Annotated in this window: 11 protein-coding genes; 6 read left to right on the plus strand and 5 right to left on the minus strand. The window is 49.6% G+C overall.

Features of this window, described 5'->3' with window-relative positions; all coding sequences use genetic code 11:
- Window positions 1-275: 275 nt before the first annotated feature.
- Complete coding sequence (locus tag BGO59_RS30725; RefSeq protein WP_293690631.1) at window positions 276-1,577, plus strand: HAMP domain-containing sensor histidine kinase; 1,302 nt, start codon at window positions 276-278, stop codon at window positions 1,575-1,577.
- A gap of 72 nt (window positions 1,578-1,649) precedes the next feature.
- On the opposite strand, the gene BGO59_RS30730 is transcribed toward BGO59_RS30725, so the two are convergent.
- The 4 genes from BGO59_RS30730 to BGO59_RS30745 all read right to left on the minus strand — a co-directional run bounded on the left by BGO59_RS30730 (window position 1,650) and on the right by BGO59_RS30745 (window position 8,641).
- Entirely contained in the window at window positions 1,650-2,207 is a 558-nt protein-coding gene (locus tag BGO59_RS30730) for a hypothetical protein (protein ID WP_293690633.1), read from the minus strand.
- 43 nt (window positions 2,208-2,250) lie between these two features.
- A complete protein-coding gene (locus BGO59_RS30735; RefSeq protein ID WP_293690634.1) occupies window positions 2,251-4,647 on the minus strand; it encodes a TonB-dependent receptor in 2,397 nt (798 codons plus the stop codon).
- 261 nt (window positions 4,648-4,908) lie between these two features.
- Window positions 4,909-5,943, minus strand: a complete 1,035-nt coding sequence (gene holA / locus BGO59_RS30740; RefSeq protein WP_293690635.1) for a DNA polymerase III subunit delta — start codon at window positions 5,941-5,943, stop codon at window positions 4,909-4,911.
- A 169-nt stretch (window positions 5,944-6,112) separates the two neighbouring features.
- Window positions 6,113-8,641, minus strand: coding sequence for a serine hydrolase (locus BGO59_RS30745; RefSeq protein WP_293690637.1), 2,529 nt, complete (start codon window positions 8,639-8,641; stop codon window positions 6,113-6,115).
- 97 nt (window positions 8,642-8,738) lie between these two features.
- Between BGO59_RS30745 and BGO59_RS30750 the strand changes: the two genes are divergently transcribed.
- The 4 genes from BGO59_RS30750 to BGO59_RS30765 are packed head-to-tail and all read left to right on the plus strand — an operon-like array spanning window position 8,739 to window position 13,215.
- Window positions 8,739-9,782: a DUF1611 domain-containing protein gene (locus BGO59_RS30750; protein ID WP_293690639.1), complete on the plus strand. Its 1,044-nt coding sequence runs from the start codon at window positions 8,739-8,741 to the stop codon at window positions 9,780-9,782.
- A 53-nt stretch (window positions 9,783-9,835) separates the two neighbouring features.
- Entirely contained in the window at window positions 9,836-10,903 is a 1,068-nt protein-coding gene (locus tag BGO59_RS30755) for a dipeptide epimerase (RefSeq protein WP_293690641.1), read from the plus strand.
- 12 nt (window positions 10,904-10,915) lie between these two features.
- On the plus strand, window positions 10,916-11,863 hold the full coding sequence (locus BGO59_RS30760) for a DUF3445 domain-containing protein (RefSeq protein ID WP_293690642.1): 948 nt from the start codon (window positions 10,916-10,918) through the stop codon (window positions 11,861-11,863).
- Between the two features lie 5 nt (window positions 11,864-11,868).
- Window positions 11,869-13,215 carry an APC family permease gene (locus BGO59_RS30765; RefSeq protein WP_293690644.1) on the plus strand — a complete coding sequence of 449 codons (1,347 nt, stop codon included), beginning with the start codon at window positions 11,869-11,871 and terminating at the stop codon, window positions 13,213-13,215.
- A gap of 83 nt (window positions 13,216-13,298) precedes the next feature.
- Here the strand turns inward: BGO59_RS30765 and BGO59_RS30770 are convergent, their stop codons facing one another.
- Window positions 13,299-13,766, minus strand: a complete 468-nt coding sequence (locus BGO59_RS30770; protein WP_293690646.1) for a rhodanese-like domain-containing protein — start codon at window positions 13,764-13,766, stop codon at window positions 13,299-13,301.
- A gap of 141 nt (window positions 13,767-13,907) precedes the next feature.
- On the opposite strand from BGO59_RS30770, the gene BGO59_RS30775 reads away from it, so the two are divergent.
- Window positions 13,908-18,191 (plus strand): T9SS type A sorting domain-containing protein, encoded by a 4,284-nt coding sequence (locus BGO59_RS30775; protein WP_293690648.1) that lies wholly within the window; start codon window positions 13,908-13,910, stop codon window positions 18,189-18,191.
- The last annotated feature ends 29 nt before the right edge of the window (window positions 18,192-18,220 follow it).

Raw genomic sequence — 18,220 nt, forward strand, 5'->3', positions numbered from 1 at the left:
TAATGGATATGCTGACTTTTAATGAAGGCGACGTGATTCGTATTAAAATCGCACACAATTACTCAGCAGCAGCCGGTTTATTTGCAACAATTCATCGTTAAGCTTGCCAGCAGGGCAAATCTTGTATCTTAACTACAGGATAAGCGTAGTTGTTACTAATAGTTTATATTGGGATTAAACTTTCTTTTTGCTAGTCGGTTTCGCTATTACAGTTAATAACGTATGGCTTATAGAGTACCTATTAAACTTTAAAGCTGTACCTGTTTTTGTTTAGTATGATGCAGCAAATCGATACACTGGAAACCAATCCTCCCCAACCGTCTCCATTAGCCCCGATTGCGGCTTACTTACTCGCCAAACGGGAAGTTATCTTTAACACCTGGAGAACGCGAATCGAAAACGATCGACTGGCATTACCCACAGCAGCCACGCTGGCCCGCGATGAGTTTAACGATCAAATTCCTCTGATTCTCGATGCCCTGGATTGCCGACTACTCGGTCGACCTGAAGAATCGTCGCCTTTTGAGAAGGCTAAAGAACATGGACTACATCGTTGGCAAAAAGGATATTCACTTACCGAACTGCTACAGGAACTGGCTCATTTGCACCAGCTTCTGGTACATGAGCTTGAACTTTTCGTCTCAACTTCCTCAACAATAGCCGCCATTGCTCTCACACAGGCTTTTGGGCATATCAACACGCTCATGCTGGAAGTTATTCAGGGGAGTACGGTACAGTTTGATGAATTACAACGGCAGGAAGCATCCCAGCGTGCCGCCAAACTCCAGCAGGCGCTAGCATCGCTCAATGAATTAAGTCAGCAACGGGGCGAAGTACTCCGAACGGCTACCCATGACCTTCGTAGTTATTACGGTCTTATACGCAATGCTGCCTGGCTTCTCGATCAGCCAGGAACGGAAGAAGAACAGGCGCAATGGCGAGGTATGTGGCAGCGAAACCTAGACAATGCAGCGACGTTACTGACCGAGTTGATGGATCTGGCCCGTTTGGAAGCCGGTCAGGAAACGATGCAGTTAGACTCATTCGATGCGGGGGAATTGCTCCGGCAGATTGCTCAAAGTGTGCAACCTATTGTGCAACAGCAGCAGGTACAACTGGAGTGGGCAGGACCTGATACGCTAGTAGTTGAAGGCGATAAAACCAAAGTTCAGCGTATCATTCATAACTTGCTCATCAATGCCCTTAATCATACGCCAACCGGATTAATTACCCTTAGCTGGAGCAGAGAGGGCAATTTTCGTTGGGTGATAAGCGTTCAGGACACCGGCCCTGGATTGCCACCCGATGTTGTTAAGGAACTGGGTCAGTTTCTCCTGCCAACAGCCGACTCTACAGCCGTATTTCAGCGTCCGTCACCTAACGATCCCTCTGGCGACAAAACACGAGAAGAACAGGTCACACACCTCCCAACACAATCCAAAGGAGAAGGCATTGGCCTCATAATCGTCAAACGCCTTTGCGAGCTATTGCACGCTACTATGGACATTGAAACCAGACCGTCTGTGGGCACAATCTTCCGAATTATTTTTCCGATGCATTATCCTAATAACCAGTAAATCGTTACTACTAAACAGGCCCATTATCGGATTGAACTTGTTTCGAAAAGGGGCCTGTTTAGTGGTAACGATCTACTGCACAACGACTGTAAAATCGGTATCCAGATCGGACGTACCGGGTGTTGCCTGACCGTTTTTTGCGTTGGGCTGGTGGCGTAATACGACCTTGAGCTTACCAGATCCAGCCGATCCGGTTTTGATCTCAGTAGTCAGACCAATGGGATAAGGACCCGGTGCCGGATTCGTATCTTTATCGGTTAGTGTAATGGTTAACAGGCTGGCGGGAGTTGGCGTATAGACGAACAGGTGCTCGTTGGCTTTCTCTTTGATTTCGGTGGTAGCATCCAATGCGGGAGTTTTGGTTTTATCCAGTAAAGAAATTACCCCCGTATAGATGGTATTAGCTTTAAGGTTCAGCGTTGCCTTACTAAAATCAGCCGTCGTGTTCAGGTTCTCGACCGTAGCCGTTACTACGTCATTTGAGTTAGCTTTGTTGGTCAGGGTCAGAGTAGCCGTGGTAATCGCTTCGTTATCATCAGTTGGGGCTACATTTTGTTCGCCATTGTTACAACTCGTTACCAGCACTAGGAAGCTGACAACACTAAGCAGCAGGGTGTTCACTCGGTTCATAACTTAGAGAATTTATTAATTATAGATAGGTTGTATTCTGCATTCACTCCCCTTTACTACTTGTCAGGGGTAGTTTGATCCTGATCATGATCGATCGGCCAGGTTCGTCAGCGAAATACCGAAACCGATTCAGGTAGTCCCGATAAGCCACATTGGCCAGGTTCGTCCCACTCAGGCTTACAGTCATTGTCTGCTGGCCAACCTGGGCAGCAAACCCCAGTTCGGCACCAACCAGAAAATAGGCCGGTGGCGGTGCAGCAAAATCGCCGGTAAAAATGATCTGTCCGTTTTCCTGTCGGGTCGTTACTGCGGGCGCCCGGTTTTGACGGGCAACGTATAACCCACTCAAAGACAGGTATAAATTCGAGAGACTACCCCATTTAGGCCACTCATAGCGCAGGCTATTATCCGACCGATTGGGCGGGATAAACACGAGGTAGGCATGCTCCGTCTGGTTGTAGGCAAAGAGGAGCGAATTTTTTGTTGTCAGCGCTAATCGATCAGTTAGCTTATAAGTTAGTGAAGCATCCAGTCCACGGAATGTGGCCCTTACCTGTGTATAGGTATAGGCAGGAAAGGCTCCGCGCTGCCGAATAATGGGTACTGAATCTGGCTTCAGGTAGATGTAGTTGTTAATGAGGTTATTATACACACCAACCTCTCCGCTCAGCCGCTTACCAGCGTAGGCCAGTACCAGATTTCCGTTCAGGGCTTGTTCGGGCCGAAGATTTGGGTTTCCCCGTTCATACGCCACGGCACTCTGGTGCAGCCCATTCGAGTACAGATCGGCTACATTAGGAGCCCGCCAGGCGGTACTCAAGTTAGCCGTCACTGTAAGATCCGAACGAAGCTCGCAGGCAAGTCCCAGCGAACCGTTCACATTTTGCCAATTGTGGGTTTCAGCATACGTTCGCTTAGTGGCGTCATCCAGGAAATAAGCCCGCAGCCACCGATAATCATACCGTAGCCCTGCTTCGAGTGTCCAATTTCCAACGGCATACCGCTCAATGGCAAACAGGCCCGCTCCATAGTTCCGGAAGTTGGGAATCAGAAATAGGTACTGGCGTATATTACCCTGGGTTAGCCCATTGAAGCCTATACTTCCCGACCACTGCCCCCCCGCTTTGGACTTGACAGGTGCCTGCTCCCAAACCAGATCGACTGATTGCGATACCAGTTTAAGGTATAGCTCCGGGGTGAGCGCCCCACTGAACGACACATAATCGTATTCACGACGTTGATTTTGCTGCCAGGCATAGGTTGCTGTAAGCTCCCCTCCCCGACCCGTATGCCAGTACGATCGAACTTTCAGCAAATCGTGCTGCACATCCTGATAAGGTCGACTCAGGTCGTACGAAAACCCCGGTTTTACCAAAGGTTCGGGTCGCTGAATAGCGGCATACAGATCGGCCAGGCTACTCACCTGCGCCCCCGTAAACAATCCTATTTTCGTATCAAACTGGCTGTAAAACACTTCCGTACCCCATCGGCGGTGATCGTAGTGCAAATCGCCAGAGAAATTAGTTTCATGATAGCTTGTATTCTCCAGGTAATAATTTGGCGTACGGACATAACCCGATCGTTTAAGCGTTCCCTGTAACCGCCAGCTCAGGCCGGGTAATTTTTTCGCAAACGCCCCTTCTATCAGGCCCGATACTACCCCCAATCCGCCGTTGGTGGCTCCCACTAGATTGATTTCTCCAGCCACTCCCGGCCGGGTAGGCATGGATTTGGGTTCTACCAGAATGACACCCCCGATCGCGTCTGACCCATACCGAATACTGGCAGCCCCTTTTATCACCGTTAGTCGAGAAGCCAGAAATTGATCTACCTGTGGAGCATGTTCTGTCCCCCACTGCTGATCTTCCTGCCGGATACCATTATTCAGAATAATAATCCGGTTGCTGTAAAGGCCATGAATCACCGGCTTGGAAATGCTCGGCCCTGTCTGGATGGAATACAAACCCGTCAGCGTCTTCAGGCTCTCTCCCAGTGATTGCCCCCGTGTTTGGTCTAGTGCCGCCCCCGACAGACTACTCTGGGTTTGGAGTAACTGCTGGGCTTCGGAACGATGTTCTGAGATAACAACCTCCTGTAATGTCCGGCTATCGGCAACTAACTGAACGGGCTGGAGAATCAGCGTTGAATCTGTATTCACCACTATGGGCATACTAACCGACTTATAACCGATGTATTGATATTCTACCGTGTATTGCCCTTTACAGAGCGCAGATAAGCGAAAAATGCCCGTTGTATCGGTCGTAGCCCCCGTTTTTAACTCCCGTACGTAAACGGTGGCCCCTACCAAGGGTTGCTGGTTCTCATTGGCCAGAATCTTACCCTGAACGCTCCCCTGACACGCAATGGTTTGCGCCCAGAGCGTATGACTACCCACTGCAAGTCCAACCAGTACGACACTTAATTTCCAGCAACGATGCATGCCCACAATTCAGGTTGTATACTCTTCCCTAATTCGGCTGCAATTTATGCAACAACGTTGCAATTAAAAAACAACTTGGCTTAAAAGCTTCATTTTTTAATCGCAGGCAAGCCATTTTAATCGCCAGTACTAGCTTATACCCCTGTAAAAACGTCAAGCCGCCCCGAAAATCGGGACGGCTTTAGCTGAAACGTAACGCGGGTGGAAACCCGCGCCATATACATCTACAAAGCGCGGGTTTCCACCCGCGTTACCCTGAGCTCAATGCAGAATATCGAATACCAATTCCCGGAGAATATCCCGTTCACTCATCGTTGGGGCGTCAATGCCCTTGCTCTGCGCATCGGCCCGACGGATGGCGTTAATCACGGAAGCCACTTTAGCAAGGGGAAAGGTTCGGGCCGCTGACAGATAATCTTTCACAAAAAATGGATTGACACCCAGCAGGGAGGCCAGCCCTTTATCCGTCTGATCCTTGGACGCCTGCACCATCAATACTTTACTGAAATAGCCGAATAACTGCGCCAGAATCACGACCAAGGGGTTATCTTTCGGATTGTGTCCAAAATAGTCAACGATCTGGTTGGCCTTTACGACATCGCGCTGGGCAAGTGCTTTCTGAAGTTCAAAGACATTATATTCCTTGCTGATACCGACCAGCCGTTCGACAGTGGCAGCCGAAATCTCTTCGCCTACATGCAGGTTGATCATCATTTTGTCGATCTCACCTGCCAGCCGTTTCAGGTCGTTACCGATATGATCAGCCAGGAGTTGACAGGCTTTAGGGCTTATTTTAGCCCCCTGTTCACGACAGTACTCACCCACCCAATCGGGCACTTTGTTGTCATATAATTTCTTTACGCCCAACAACTTACCTTTTGTCCCGAAGGCTTTCACCCACGACTTACGCTCGTCGAGGCCGGGTTTACCATCCTCTTTAACATAACATACCATCAGAATGGTACTTGGCAACGGATTAAGCGCATAGTCTTCCAGTAAGGTTTGTGCTGACTTATCGCCCAACCCTCCCATTTGCTGGGCTTCCTTCACCAGCACCAACTGACGCTCGGCCATAAACGGATACCGACGGGCGTAATTCAGCACGGCTCCCACATCGGTATCTTTACCAAACAACACGAACTGATTGAAACCTCGCTCGGCAACCGGAACGGCTACCTTTTCGAGTTCGTCGGCAATTCGATCAATATAATACGGCTCGTCGCCATGAATGAGGTAAACGGGGGCAATCCGCTTGTTGCGGATGTCTTTTAATAGGGTATCAACGGCAGCAATCAATCTTTACTAAATGTTATGGTTCGTGGTGTGCTCGCCCAACTGGAAGCAGACCATCTGACAAAAGTAAGGGTTTAAGCCACTATCCGATACGCCTGCCTCAGGTATTGATTGGATGATCACTACAGCCACCTAATCTCTATTGATAACCAACAGTCTTTCTTGGAACCTCTCACCGACGAATCAGTACACCCGGATAAACCCCGGTACTTTTCTGACCTTTATAGACCAGTTGACCAGCTACCCAAACGGCTTCGATTCCGGTCGACAGGGCTTTATTGTCGCCAATACGGGCGTTATCCTGCACGGTGTCGGGGTTAAGTAAAACCAGATCGGCATAATAGCCCGGCGCAATCACACCCCGATTTTTCAGCCCCAGATGTTCGGCGGTCAGGCTGGTCATTTTCTGAATGGCCGTTTCGATCGGCATTAGTTTCAGTTCACGTACATACCGACCCAGCACTCGGGTAAACGCTCCGTACCCGCGTGGATGCCCATCATTGGCGCCGTCGGAACAGATATTGGTATGCGGCCAGACCAGAAAGCGTTTCACATCGACATCATCCATCGACTTACCCATAATGCCTTCTATACCGCCAGCTTCCGGATTTTTCTCCGAAAATGCGGCTGCTTCCGCCACAAGTCCCATCAGGGTTTGAGCGGAGCTTTGCTGCCGCATCTGGGCTACTTCGCCAACGGTTTTCCCAGCATATGTTGGGTTTGCAGCAAACCGAACCAGCACCGACTGCGAGGGGTCGAATAATTGATTGACGGCAAATTCAGCGCTCGCCAGGTTGGTATAATCCCGTTTTGGGAATAAGACCCGCAAGGTCGACATCCAGTACTCGTATGGATAACAATCGGCGGTAATATTGATGCCTTCTGAACGGGCCCGTTCGAGTTGAGCCAGTAGGCGCGTCGATTGGCCCCAGTTGTTCCGAAGGGCAATTTTCAGGTGCGAAATCTGAACCGGCATTTTTGTAGCCCGCCCAATCTCGATGATCTCATCTACGGCATCGTCCATCATCGCATCTTCACTACGGATATGACTGATATACCGCCCACCGGAATCCGCTGCGACCTGCGCCAGTTGAACCACTTCGTCCCGATTCGAAAAAAACGCAGCTTCGTATTCCAGCCCGGTCGATAAGCCCAGCGATCCTTTACTCATTTCGGTCTGCAGCAACGCTTTCATCCAGTCAACCTCATCGGGTTTGGCAGTTCTGTAGAGACCATTGACACCCATACTTTTCTGTCGTAACAGGGCGTGCCCCGTGTAACTCGCTACATTGATGGCGGATGGCTGCCGTTGCATACGGCTCTGTAAGGTATCCATCCAGTAGCCACCGCCATCCTGACCGATTACAATGGTTGTAATACCCTGATTCAACGCTGGGATGGCATCGGGTCTCGTACTGACATCGTGGTGGCTATGACTGTCGATAAAGCCCGGAGCCAATACCAGCCCACGCCCATCAGTCACGGATTCGTTCGGAAATGCTGTTAACTCCCCCACTTCCCAGATTCGGTCGCCCCGCATCCGGACAGCCGCATTCCGACTGGCTGTTCCCGTACCATCAATCAGCCGAATGTTCGAAATAAGCTGCGTTTGCGGCAACTGAACAGGTTTCCCTTCCAGAATCTCACGGGCAATACGGCCAGCCGCATTGGACCCGTTTGTCAGCACAATCAATGTTTGTTTTTTATCAATATAGCGCAGGATCAATGTCCGAAAACCGACCCAGCCGCCCGTATGCATCAACACCTTGCCATTGTCTTCGATCATCCAGCCAAACCCATAGGGGTACGCGGTGCCATCATTCAGTTTAACGGGCGTAAAGGCCTCCTGTAAGGTACTGGCTTTGACGAGTTTTTCGGTGTACAGTGCCTGACTCCAGACGAGCAGGTCCTCCGCCGACGAATACACGTTCCCATCGCCCACGACTCCATCCAACCGGATCAAATCGTCTGGCACATTTCTGCCATTCTCCCGCCGAAATCCGTACACCCGATTGTGGGGAACGGTACTGCTTTTGTGGTAATAGATGTACGTATTCTTGAGCTTGAGTGGCCGGACAATAGCCTGGTTGAAAAAGTTTTCGATGGGCATTCCACTCACTTTGGTAACGATGGCTCCCAGCAGCACATAGCCTGTATTGCAGTATTCCCAGCGGTCGCCGGGTTGAAAAAGCAATGGGGGTTGGTAGTGATGCAGTAACTGAACCAGCCCGTCGTTGGTCAGCGTATCGAGTGGACCCAGGTATTTTTGCGCCAGATCGAAGTATTCGGGTAATCCGGATGTATGGTTCAACAAATCCCGGACCGAAATGCCTGAGTACGGAAAATCGGGCAGATAGGTCTGGACACTTTCATCGTACATCAGCTTTCCCCGCTCCTGCAACTGCATGATCATCATGGCAATAAACTGCTTCGACACAGAAGCCAGGTTAAAAGCCGAACTGGTCGTCAGTGGTTCAGATGTTTCGCTATTGGCCACACCCAGCGCCTTTTTGTAACGAATTTTACCCTGTTCCGCTACCAGGACCACCCCATTGAACATGGCCCGCTCATGGAGTTTAGTTAAAGCAGAATCGAGTGTTTTTAATCGGTTGCTTATTTGCGAAGTTGTCTTTTGGGCAAGGCTGGGGATGGATACAAGAAAAATCTGGGCGAGTAGGCAGAAACGGTAGAACGTACGCATAAGTTATTTAACAAAGAAGTAGGCCAATATAATCGCATGCGTGCAATATATTTGGCAATTGATAGAATTTGGTTTCAAAAAGTTTGTTAATTTCTGTATGAACAACCGAGCTATACTGCTCACGGATGGATTACTGAGTACTCCCAATGCCAAGACCGCGCACGGCCTGATTCGTGGAACTGAACGGTATACGGTAGCTGGCGTAGTGGATGCGCCAATGGCCGGAAAGGATGCAGGTGTCGTTCTGGACGGGCACCCGCGCAACATACCTGTAGTTGAATCGGTCGATGAGGCTTTAACCCAACTTTCCCCTGTTACCTATGCCATCGTTGCCATTGCGACCAATGGTGGCGTTTTACCCGCTTCTATGCTCAACGACATCAGGCAATGCCTTGAACGGGGACTGTCGATCGTCAATGGGCTGCATGAATTTTTGACCGATAAACCCGAACTCGTTGCCTTAGCCCAGCAACAGGGAGTTGAACTCATTGATGTACGACGCCCCAAACCCCGACACGAACTTCATTTCTGGACCGGAGCGGTTCGACAAATACCAGCTCCCATCATTGCCGTTATGGGTACCGACTGCGCCCTGGGTAAGCGAACCACTACCCGACTAATCCGGGAGGCTTGCGAACAACATGGCCTAAACGCCCAGATGATTTATACGGGCCAAACCGGCTGGCTTCAGGGCGGGAAATACGGGTTTGTTTTCGACTCGACACTCAATGATTTTGTTTCGGGCGAACTGGAGCATGCCCTGGTCTCCTGCTGGCAGGAGACCGGAGCCAATGTGCTACTGATCGAAGGGCAGGCAGCTCTCCGAAATCCAAGCGGCCCCTGCGGGTCCGAGTTTCTGGTGTCGGGCAATGCGCGGTATGTGGTGCTGGTTCATGCACCCAAACGCATCTATTACGATCATGATCCTGCCTGGGGCGAAATTCCGTCCATCGAGTCGGAGATCGCGCTGATTCGTGCCTATAACTCAACGGTGATTGCGGTAGCGCTTAATACCGAGGATTGTACCGAGGAAGAGGCTTATCAGTATCAAAAAGAGTATCAGAATCGACTGGGGATTCCAATCTTACTGCCTTTGCAGGACGGTGTCAATGCCATCATCCCTGTCATAAAGTCTTTGTAGAACCTACCCCTGACCATTTATTTTATTCGGGTATTGGGGCCAATTCGATTACCATGCGTATCAAATCCGTTCGGGCTTACCTGAAAAACCTGGCGTTGACCAAGCCGTACACGATTGCTTACCAGACCACCTCGGATGTGGAGAATGTATTTCTGGAAATCGAACTCGACAACGGCATTGTTGGCATTGGTGCAGCCAATCCATCTCCCGATGTAGTGGGCGAGTCGCCGGAGCAGGCGCTCCACAATTTACAGGGTGAATGGGTTTTGGGGATGGTCGGCAAAGACATACGCCTGTTTATAAATCTGATCGAACAGGCGCAGAATCAGTTTCCGAAGGCACCCGGTACGCTGGCGGCTCTGGATATTGCCCTGCACGATGCGTTCGGACAATATCTGGATGTGCCGATTGTACAATTTTACGGACAGAAGATTCAAGCATTGCCAACCTCGGTAACCATCGGCATTATGAACGTAGCCGATACACTCGCCGAAGCAGCCGATTATTATCAGCAAGGCTTCCGGGTGTTGAAAGTAAAAACAGGGCTCGATGTTGATGAGGACATTGAGCGTATTCTGAAACTACGGGAACGCTACCCTCATCCGTTTACGATCCGCGTGGATGCCAACCAGGGGTATTCACTGGCCGATTTGCAGAAATTTTGCCAGGAAACGGCTCAGGCTGCTGTCGAACTTATTGAGCAGCCCCTGCCCGTTGGTCAGGAACAGGAGTTGTTAACCATGCCAGCATCCATACGCCAGACCTTAGCCGCTGATGAATCGCTAAAAGGGCCTGAAACCGCGTTGACGCTCACCCATCAGCCGCAACCGTTTGGTATTTACAACATCAAGTTGATGAAATGTGGGGGTATTCGTTCGGCTTTGGCCATCGCCACCATCGCCGAACCTGCTGGAATTTCACTATTTTGGGGGTGCAACGACGAAAGTCGGGTGAGTATCGCAGCGGCCTTACACGCAGCCTTTGCCTGCCCACACACCCGGTATATCGACCTTGATGGTAGCTTTGATCTGGCCGAAGATGTCGTTTCGGGTGGCTTTATCGTCGAAGACGGATTCATGCGGCCAACGGGTGGTAGCGGTCTTGGACTGGCAAAATTGTAAACTCTATTACCCATGCTTCCTTATTTCCCGTTCGGTCAGCGATTTAATGATAAAATGGGGACTACCCCCTTGTCGGAATCCGACCGATTGCTGGAAATAAACTCGCTTTATCCCTCAGAAATTGGTTTGAAACGCCAACTCCTGGCCGAGTTACCCACCTATTATTTTCAGGCGCTATCTGGTTATGAATCGGCCCAATGGGAAGCGCTTGAATGGCTTCTCTATAAGCTGGCGAATACCTATCCTGCCCAGTTTTCGCTAACCAGGCAGGACAACCAGTGGCATTGGGTCAATCATATATTAGCCGAAGAAACGACGTTCAGGCAGGGGGATGACACCTCCCTTCCGCATGCACCACTCGACTGGGTTGGCCGTCAGGTTCAGGAAGATGTATTGCTTCTATCGGGTCACGAAGGGCGATTAGTAGCGGGTCAGCTCTGCTTTGCCAACGACTGGAGCCTGGACGAAAAAATCGGGCTTCCGTTCTGGCAGATTCACGCGCCAATCAACCCTATTGTTGAACCGATGATGCGTTCGGCCGAAGCCTTTATGCAGCGGCTACCAGCCGGTAAATCCTTCTGGCGGGCCAACTGGAGCGTTAAAGTAAGCAATCAGTTGGATAGGAGCACCCGGCATTTACCTACCTTAAAACAACAACTGAACGACTGCCTGCCCAGACTGACCATCGATACCATCGGCGATCAGCTATACTTACGCGTTGAACGGCAAACCCTGACCCGACTGCCCAAATCCGGGGTTATTCTGTTTACCATTCATACGTACCAAAGCCGCCTGGCCGACGAAGCCGCTGACCCCAACCGGGCTGCCCGTATGGTACAGGTTTTCAGCACTACACCGCCAGCGATGATTGATTACAAGAGTATGACCCATTTTTTACCTGCCCTGCTGAATTATTTAAGGGATAAAGCCAGAGCGATCAATGTGAATCCACTATCCTAATTTGTATGCAACATCTCGCACGAACACTCGACACGCGCTCGGCCATTTTACTGGTGGTCAGCGGAATTATTGGCTCCGGTGTTTTTAAGAAAGTGGCCCCTATGGCGGCCGAATTAGGATCGCCTTTGCTGGTCGTAGCGTGCTGGATTGCAGCAGGTTTGGTTAGTCTGGCGGGCGCCCTAACGTACGCCGAAATAGCCGGTATGTTTCCGCAATCGGGTGGTGAGTATGTCTATTTCAAAAAAGTATATGGGAAGCTATTTGCATTTCTGTATGGCTGGGGCGCTTTCACCGTCATGCGAACGGCTACCATTGCCGCTCTGGCCCACATTTTTGGCCAGTCCCTTGTTTCGCTGACCAGTATTCCTGACGCATTCGTAGAGCTTGCCGTTAAAAGCGTGGCCACGTTGCTCATCCTATTTTTAAGCGTTATCAATTACCGGGGTATTACCGTCGCCGAAGGGCTTAGTCGCATTCTTATCTACCTTATTTTCATAGCGGTAGTGATTATCGCTATCCTGGGATTTCAGGCAAAGTCGGGTAGTCTATCGAACCTCCTCCACGCCATACCACGCCCGAATACGACAGCCTATGGTAGCTTGCTCGGTTCACTGGTGGTCGCTTCACTCGGTGCTTTCTGGGGCTACGAAGGCTGGAATCAAATCGGCTATATTGGTGAGGAAATCAAAAATCCACAACGTAATCTGCCCATTGCGCTCAGCGTTGGCACCAGCATCGTTGTTGCTATTTACGTATTACTTAATATCGTGTATGTATACGTATTACCCATCGAAACGCTGGTACAATTAGCCAGCACACCGGGTAAAATTGCCGCTGTCGAAGTCGTGCGGGAAGCGGCTGGCCAGTTTGGGGCCATCTTTATTTCGGTTCTGATTTTGGTAACTACCTCGAACTCGACGAATGCATCCATTCTGATGCCTGCTCGTATTTTCTATGCGATGGCGCGTGATGGCCTGTTCTTTAAAGCAGCCGCCACGATACACCCCCGCTATCAGACCCCTTCCGTTTCCATACTGTTTCAGTCTATGTGGTCACTGATTATGGTATGGTCGGGCAGCTTCGATCAGTTAACGGATATGCTCGTCTTTGCTTCGTTTATTTTTTATGGAGCCACAGCGCTGGGTGTACTCATTTTACGCACCCAACAACCTCAGCTAGAGCGTCCCTATCGGGTTATCGGCTATCCATTTGTGCCCGCCTTTTTTTGTGGTTGCTGTGCCTTACTGGTCATTATGACCCTGATTAACCAACCACGCGAGGCATTTACGGGCCTCGGTCTCATTGCTACCGGACTCCCCTTCTACTGGGTCTGGAGGAAGCGGGCGATTTGAAGTTTTCAGTATTGGGACGCGGGTTATGATGGGCGGATGCAAGAAGTGCTTGTATCCGCCCATCGTAACTCGCAGCCGAATACCTACTCAATCACCGGATAGCCTTTATCGATCCAGTCCGTTTTAAGGTTTTTGGCAATGTTAAGCAGTTTGTGATTCTTGAAACCCATTTCGTTGAGCTTCGTAAAGGCCGGACGTACATTGGGGCAATTTTTGAACGGGCAACAGCCACAGTAAATCACTATTGCCCGGTTTTTCGATTCTTTACTCAATAACTTTTCCAGTTTCGCCAGATTCTCTGCTTCTCCGGCGGGGCCTACACCTACCGACGTTTTAATCGTAGCCGCCGGACCTATACTGATGATCAAGGGCTGCTTGGCATCTGGCGTGTTGATGGTAGCCGCCAGATCGGCGGGTTCCAGTAATTGGGCAGGCTGCCAGGGTTCTGCCCGCTTCCAGCTAACCTGAGCGACCAATACGACGATGAGGGTTGCGATCAGAACAAACGGTAAATAACGCTTTGTCCGACTCAATGATATTTGTTTTTTCATACGGTTACCCAAGGCAGGGTCATAAGGGGATTTACTCAACAAAGATAAACGCTTAGATTTATAAGGATCCATTCTTTTACATGTCAGACAAAGAAGTACTTTTGCCAATCTCCCATTCTATAGCGGTTAGTCTCTATCCACATGAAATTTTTACTGGTTATCATTAGCTGGTTTAGTCTGCTTACGGTATGTCGTGCTCAAACCATTTCCCTGACGAATCCTGCCTCACGAATTTGTACTAGTACCCCTATCTCCATTTCGTTTACAACAACCGGGAATTTTCTGACAGGTAACTATTTCACGGCTCAGCTACGCTCCGAATACAATCAATTAATTGACCTCAGGCTGGAAGAATCCAATGGCAAATTCGCCCTGCGGATTCCCGAATCCCTGATTGCCAGCGATGACCGTCGTTATAATTTGCGTATTACAAGCAGTTTACCCTATATCGCCAGCGATTGGTCGACTACTTTTCAAATCTCCAAACCTGCCTCAATAACCCTGGCTTCTATATTGCCTTCGCAAGCCAATCCCTACCAGCCGCTCACCATGCGGTTGATTACTACTGGAACCGGGACGCTATACGTGACAATGAGTGACAGCAGCCGCCTGGAACTTCCCACTGGTTACTATCAACCACTCGAACAAACCCGAACAATCTTTGCGACCAAATCGACAACCTATTCCGTAGCCTCTATCCGAAACGAATGTGGGATAGGCCCGACAACGGGCAAAGCGGTTGTTACTGTCAACGACATTGCCATCCGTACCGTGGCAGCTTCACCATCCACAGTTTGCCAGGGAAGCTATCTATACGTAAGTTACTCAATCCAACAGGGCTCTTTAAACCCAGACAACCGCTTTCGGGTTCGGCTGACCAACTACAATCCCTCTCAGGCAATACCGTATCCCGAGTTTCAGGTAAGGCAATATGAGCTTCCGGCTGAAGTTGTTGAGGGTCGCTTAAAAGTACTCATTCCGACTTCGGTTGATGCGGCTCCCTATGGTGGCTATTTTGTTCAGGTGATTAGTTCCAGTCCACAGGCCGTAAGTGATGCAATGAATGTGAGTGTACAGGTGGCTTCGCAGTCTCGGGCCGAAATGTCATCACTTAGTACTATAATCGACTGTGGGCAGCCCTATTCCATTGCCGTTAAAGCATCCGGTCCTGGCCCATACTCGTTCAGTTTATCGAACGGATCATCGTTGTATAGTATCAATGAATGGGCAAGTCAAACCGTTATCCCTCTGGCAACTACGAACTACCAGATTACTGATTTTCAGAGTAGTTGCGACCAATCGACCATAGTCCCTTCCAGCACACTGGTAACGGTGCGGCCCGGCATTCGGGTCGACTCCATTCCAGACCGTATTCCGCTTTGTGAAGGAACAACAGCCAAACTGGGTGTCTCGATGAATCTGGTTCCTACTGCTGAGACAGAGTTCTGGGTTGATATTCTACAACAGGGAGGAAATCTGGTTGTTGCTTCGGCACCCGCTAAGATGGAATCGAACAAATTGCTTTCATTTCAGGTACCTGTTGTTCCACATTCAACCGAGTTTGGCGCGTACAATGCATTTTCAGTACGAGTTCGTACTGTTAACCCATCAACTACTGGCGGTATCCTGATGAATCAATACCTGACCATAAACGCTAAGCCCTCCATTTTTATCCCCAGCTATTCATCGCAGACTATTGATAAACCGGGAAATGTGTCCCCCTACATTCAGCAACCAGGCGGGGCACCTTATGAGCTAAAGTTGTCCACTGGACGCATCTATCGCAACGATTGCATTGGCTGTACGGGACTTTATACAACGCTTTATGCGCGGCAAACAACAACATTTAGCGTCGATTATGTTAAAAATGCCTGCGGTACCTTGCAGAATCCAGCCGGAAACTTTACCATAAGCGTTAAAAATTCCTTGCCAGTGGCGGTTGAAATTGATTCTGTTCAACAGGGCATTTGTAGTTCCGACAGCATACTGGTTTATTTTCACACCTTCGGTGATTTTGCGACTGACAACGAATTCCGGGTCAACTCTGGCGACCCCGTTCTGTGCGAGGGGTGCGGCAGTTTCGAGCCAGTCGTTGGACGCGGGCTTCGCAGTCCAATCAAGGTTAAATTATCCGGCGACAGCAAAGTTCGGATAGCAGCTACCAAACCCGTCGTCAATAGTAATGAGTTTTACGTGCATGTATCAATCAAGCCTTATGCCGAACTATCTGTTCCATATATTGATCAAAACTACTCGAACGGGGCTGAATTGTCGGCCATTACGGCCGGTCAACCCGTTACGATCGTAACAGCGTGGACTGGCTTCGATTATGGCCCTTACAGCCTCACCATCACGGATGGACAGCGCGATTACCCGGTTCCTGGCAATCAATTAGTGATTACTCCTCCGCAGGATAAAACCACAACCTATCGGATAAAACAAGTCGCCAATAAGTGTGGTATTGGTCAAGCCAACCCTCGCCCTGTAGTGGTTACCCCCATGCCATTCCGCATCCTGATTCCCAAAGGCGGGGCCTATGGTCAACTGTACCAGGTATGCGGAGGCAGCAGCATCAGTATTCCGTTCTCAACCTATCCAATAACCTCTACAACGACCACATTTGTGCTCCAGGTCGCCAATAAGCGGGATTCTATTTTTACCGATTGGGCAACCGGTACCCGCTCGCCAATTGTGGCCACCGTGCCCACAAATTTGCCAGAAGGCAGTTATTACCTACGCATTATTGATCGGAGTTCAACCGCCCGAACCGCCGTTTTACCACTCGTTTTAATGCAGTCCCCTAGTGCTACCTTAAAACTAGTATCGCCAATAACAGGCGAAGTCAATCCCGGAAATTCCGTTATAGCAAGTCTTAGTTTTACAGGTACATCTCCCTGGCAGGTCCAATTTTCGGACAATCAACAGGCTACCTTCTATCAATCGCCTTCCAGCTACGAATTTACGCCAGCTACAGGCTCAAACTTTAGCATTCGAACGCTATCGAATAGTTGTGGGTATGGTACAACCAGTGGCAGTTTTACCACTCGCGTCAAACCTCAATTACAGACCACATCGGTTATCCCGACAGTGGTTTGTGCTGGTGCCAGCACGAATGTTACCGTGAAAACAATGGGGGACTTTTCCGCAAACGACCGAATGACGTTTAGTCTGATCAGTTCAGCAGGTGCGAGCCTCGATCTGGCTACCGCATCTACAGCATCCGGAACCTTTCCAATTGCTGTACCAGCCACTGTCCGACCAGGCACCTACGAACTTCGACTTACGTCAACTGATCCTACGGTTACACCGATTAAAATGCAGGTATCGGTGATTAGCACACCCAATTATACATTACTGGGAAATACGACCATCAATGCCGGTCAAATCACATACTTAACCCTCCAAAGCCTTGATCTGGTTACCTTTGGAGACCAGATAACGTATCGCTTATCTGATGGTACGACCGGCACCCTGAACACGTATGGAATTAGCAAACTGGCGGTTAGCCCTGCACAAACCATTCAATATCTGGTTTCCTCTATCAGTAATGGTTGTGGCACTGGAAAAAGTCAGGGAATGGTAACCGTAACCGTCAATCCGATCAGTAGCCGATCAATCAATACGGACCTTCTGCAAACTGACCGTCTATGTTCAGGAACCGTCATTTCAGTGCCTTACACGGCTAAGGGAACTTTTTCGGCAAACAACATCATGACTGTCTATCTTTCTGATTCGACCGGTTTAAATTTTAAACCCATTTCGACGTCAGGTACAACCAGTCCATTAAAAGCGACTATTCCCTTAACTACCCCTGTCGGAAAAGGGTACCGCATCCGAATTTTAGCCAGTGATCAGGATGTAAGCAGTGGCGCTTCGCCAGAGGTTTATCAGATTCTGCAGGGAGCCACTGCGGCTTTTGATTCGGCTACCTACTATTTTCGGCCTAATGAGCCCGTTAACCTAAAAATCCGCTTTACCGGCGAACCACCCTGGTACTACCAATTACAGGACAATACATACATTTACAACAACTATACGGCTCAATCTCCAACGGTTTTTACGGTACGGCCACTTACGCCGGGGGTGTATCGTCTGATCAGTGTAGCCAACAGTTGTGGCGTGGGCAAAGTAATGGACCCTTCCGTTGCTCATATTGAACTGATCACCGCAACCGAGTCCCTTCAGGCGTCCATTCGAGTGGGACCAAATCCGGCCCAGGAAACCCTTCAGGTCGAAATCATCGGCATTACAGGTAGCCTGTCCATGCAATTAATGGATATGAATGGAGCATTGATCCAGCGGAAAACGTCTAAGCAAACCGTTACTCAGTTCGATCTCACTCAACTACCTGCCGGAAGTTATTTACTGGTAATAAAGAGTGATCGCATGGCTCAACAAACCACTTACCGAATCGTCAAACAGTAGTTGCTTAACATAACCAGCCCATTCGTTAG

Source organism: Spirosoma sp. 48-14 (assembly GCF_001898575.1).
In the GTDB taxonomy this organism is placed as follows: domain Bacteria; phylum Bacteroidota; class Bacteroidia; order Cytophagales; family Spirosomataceae; genus Spirosoma.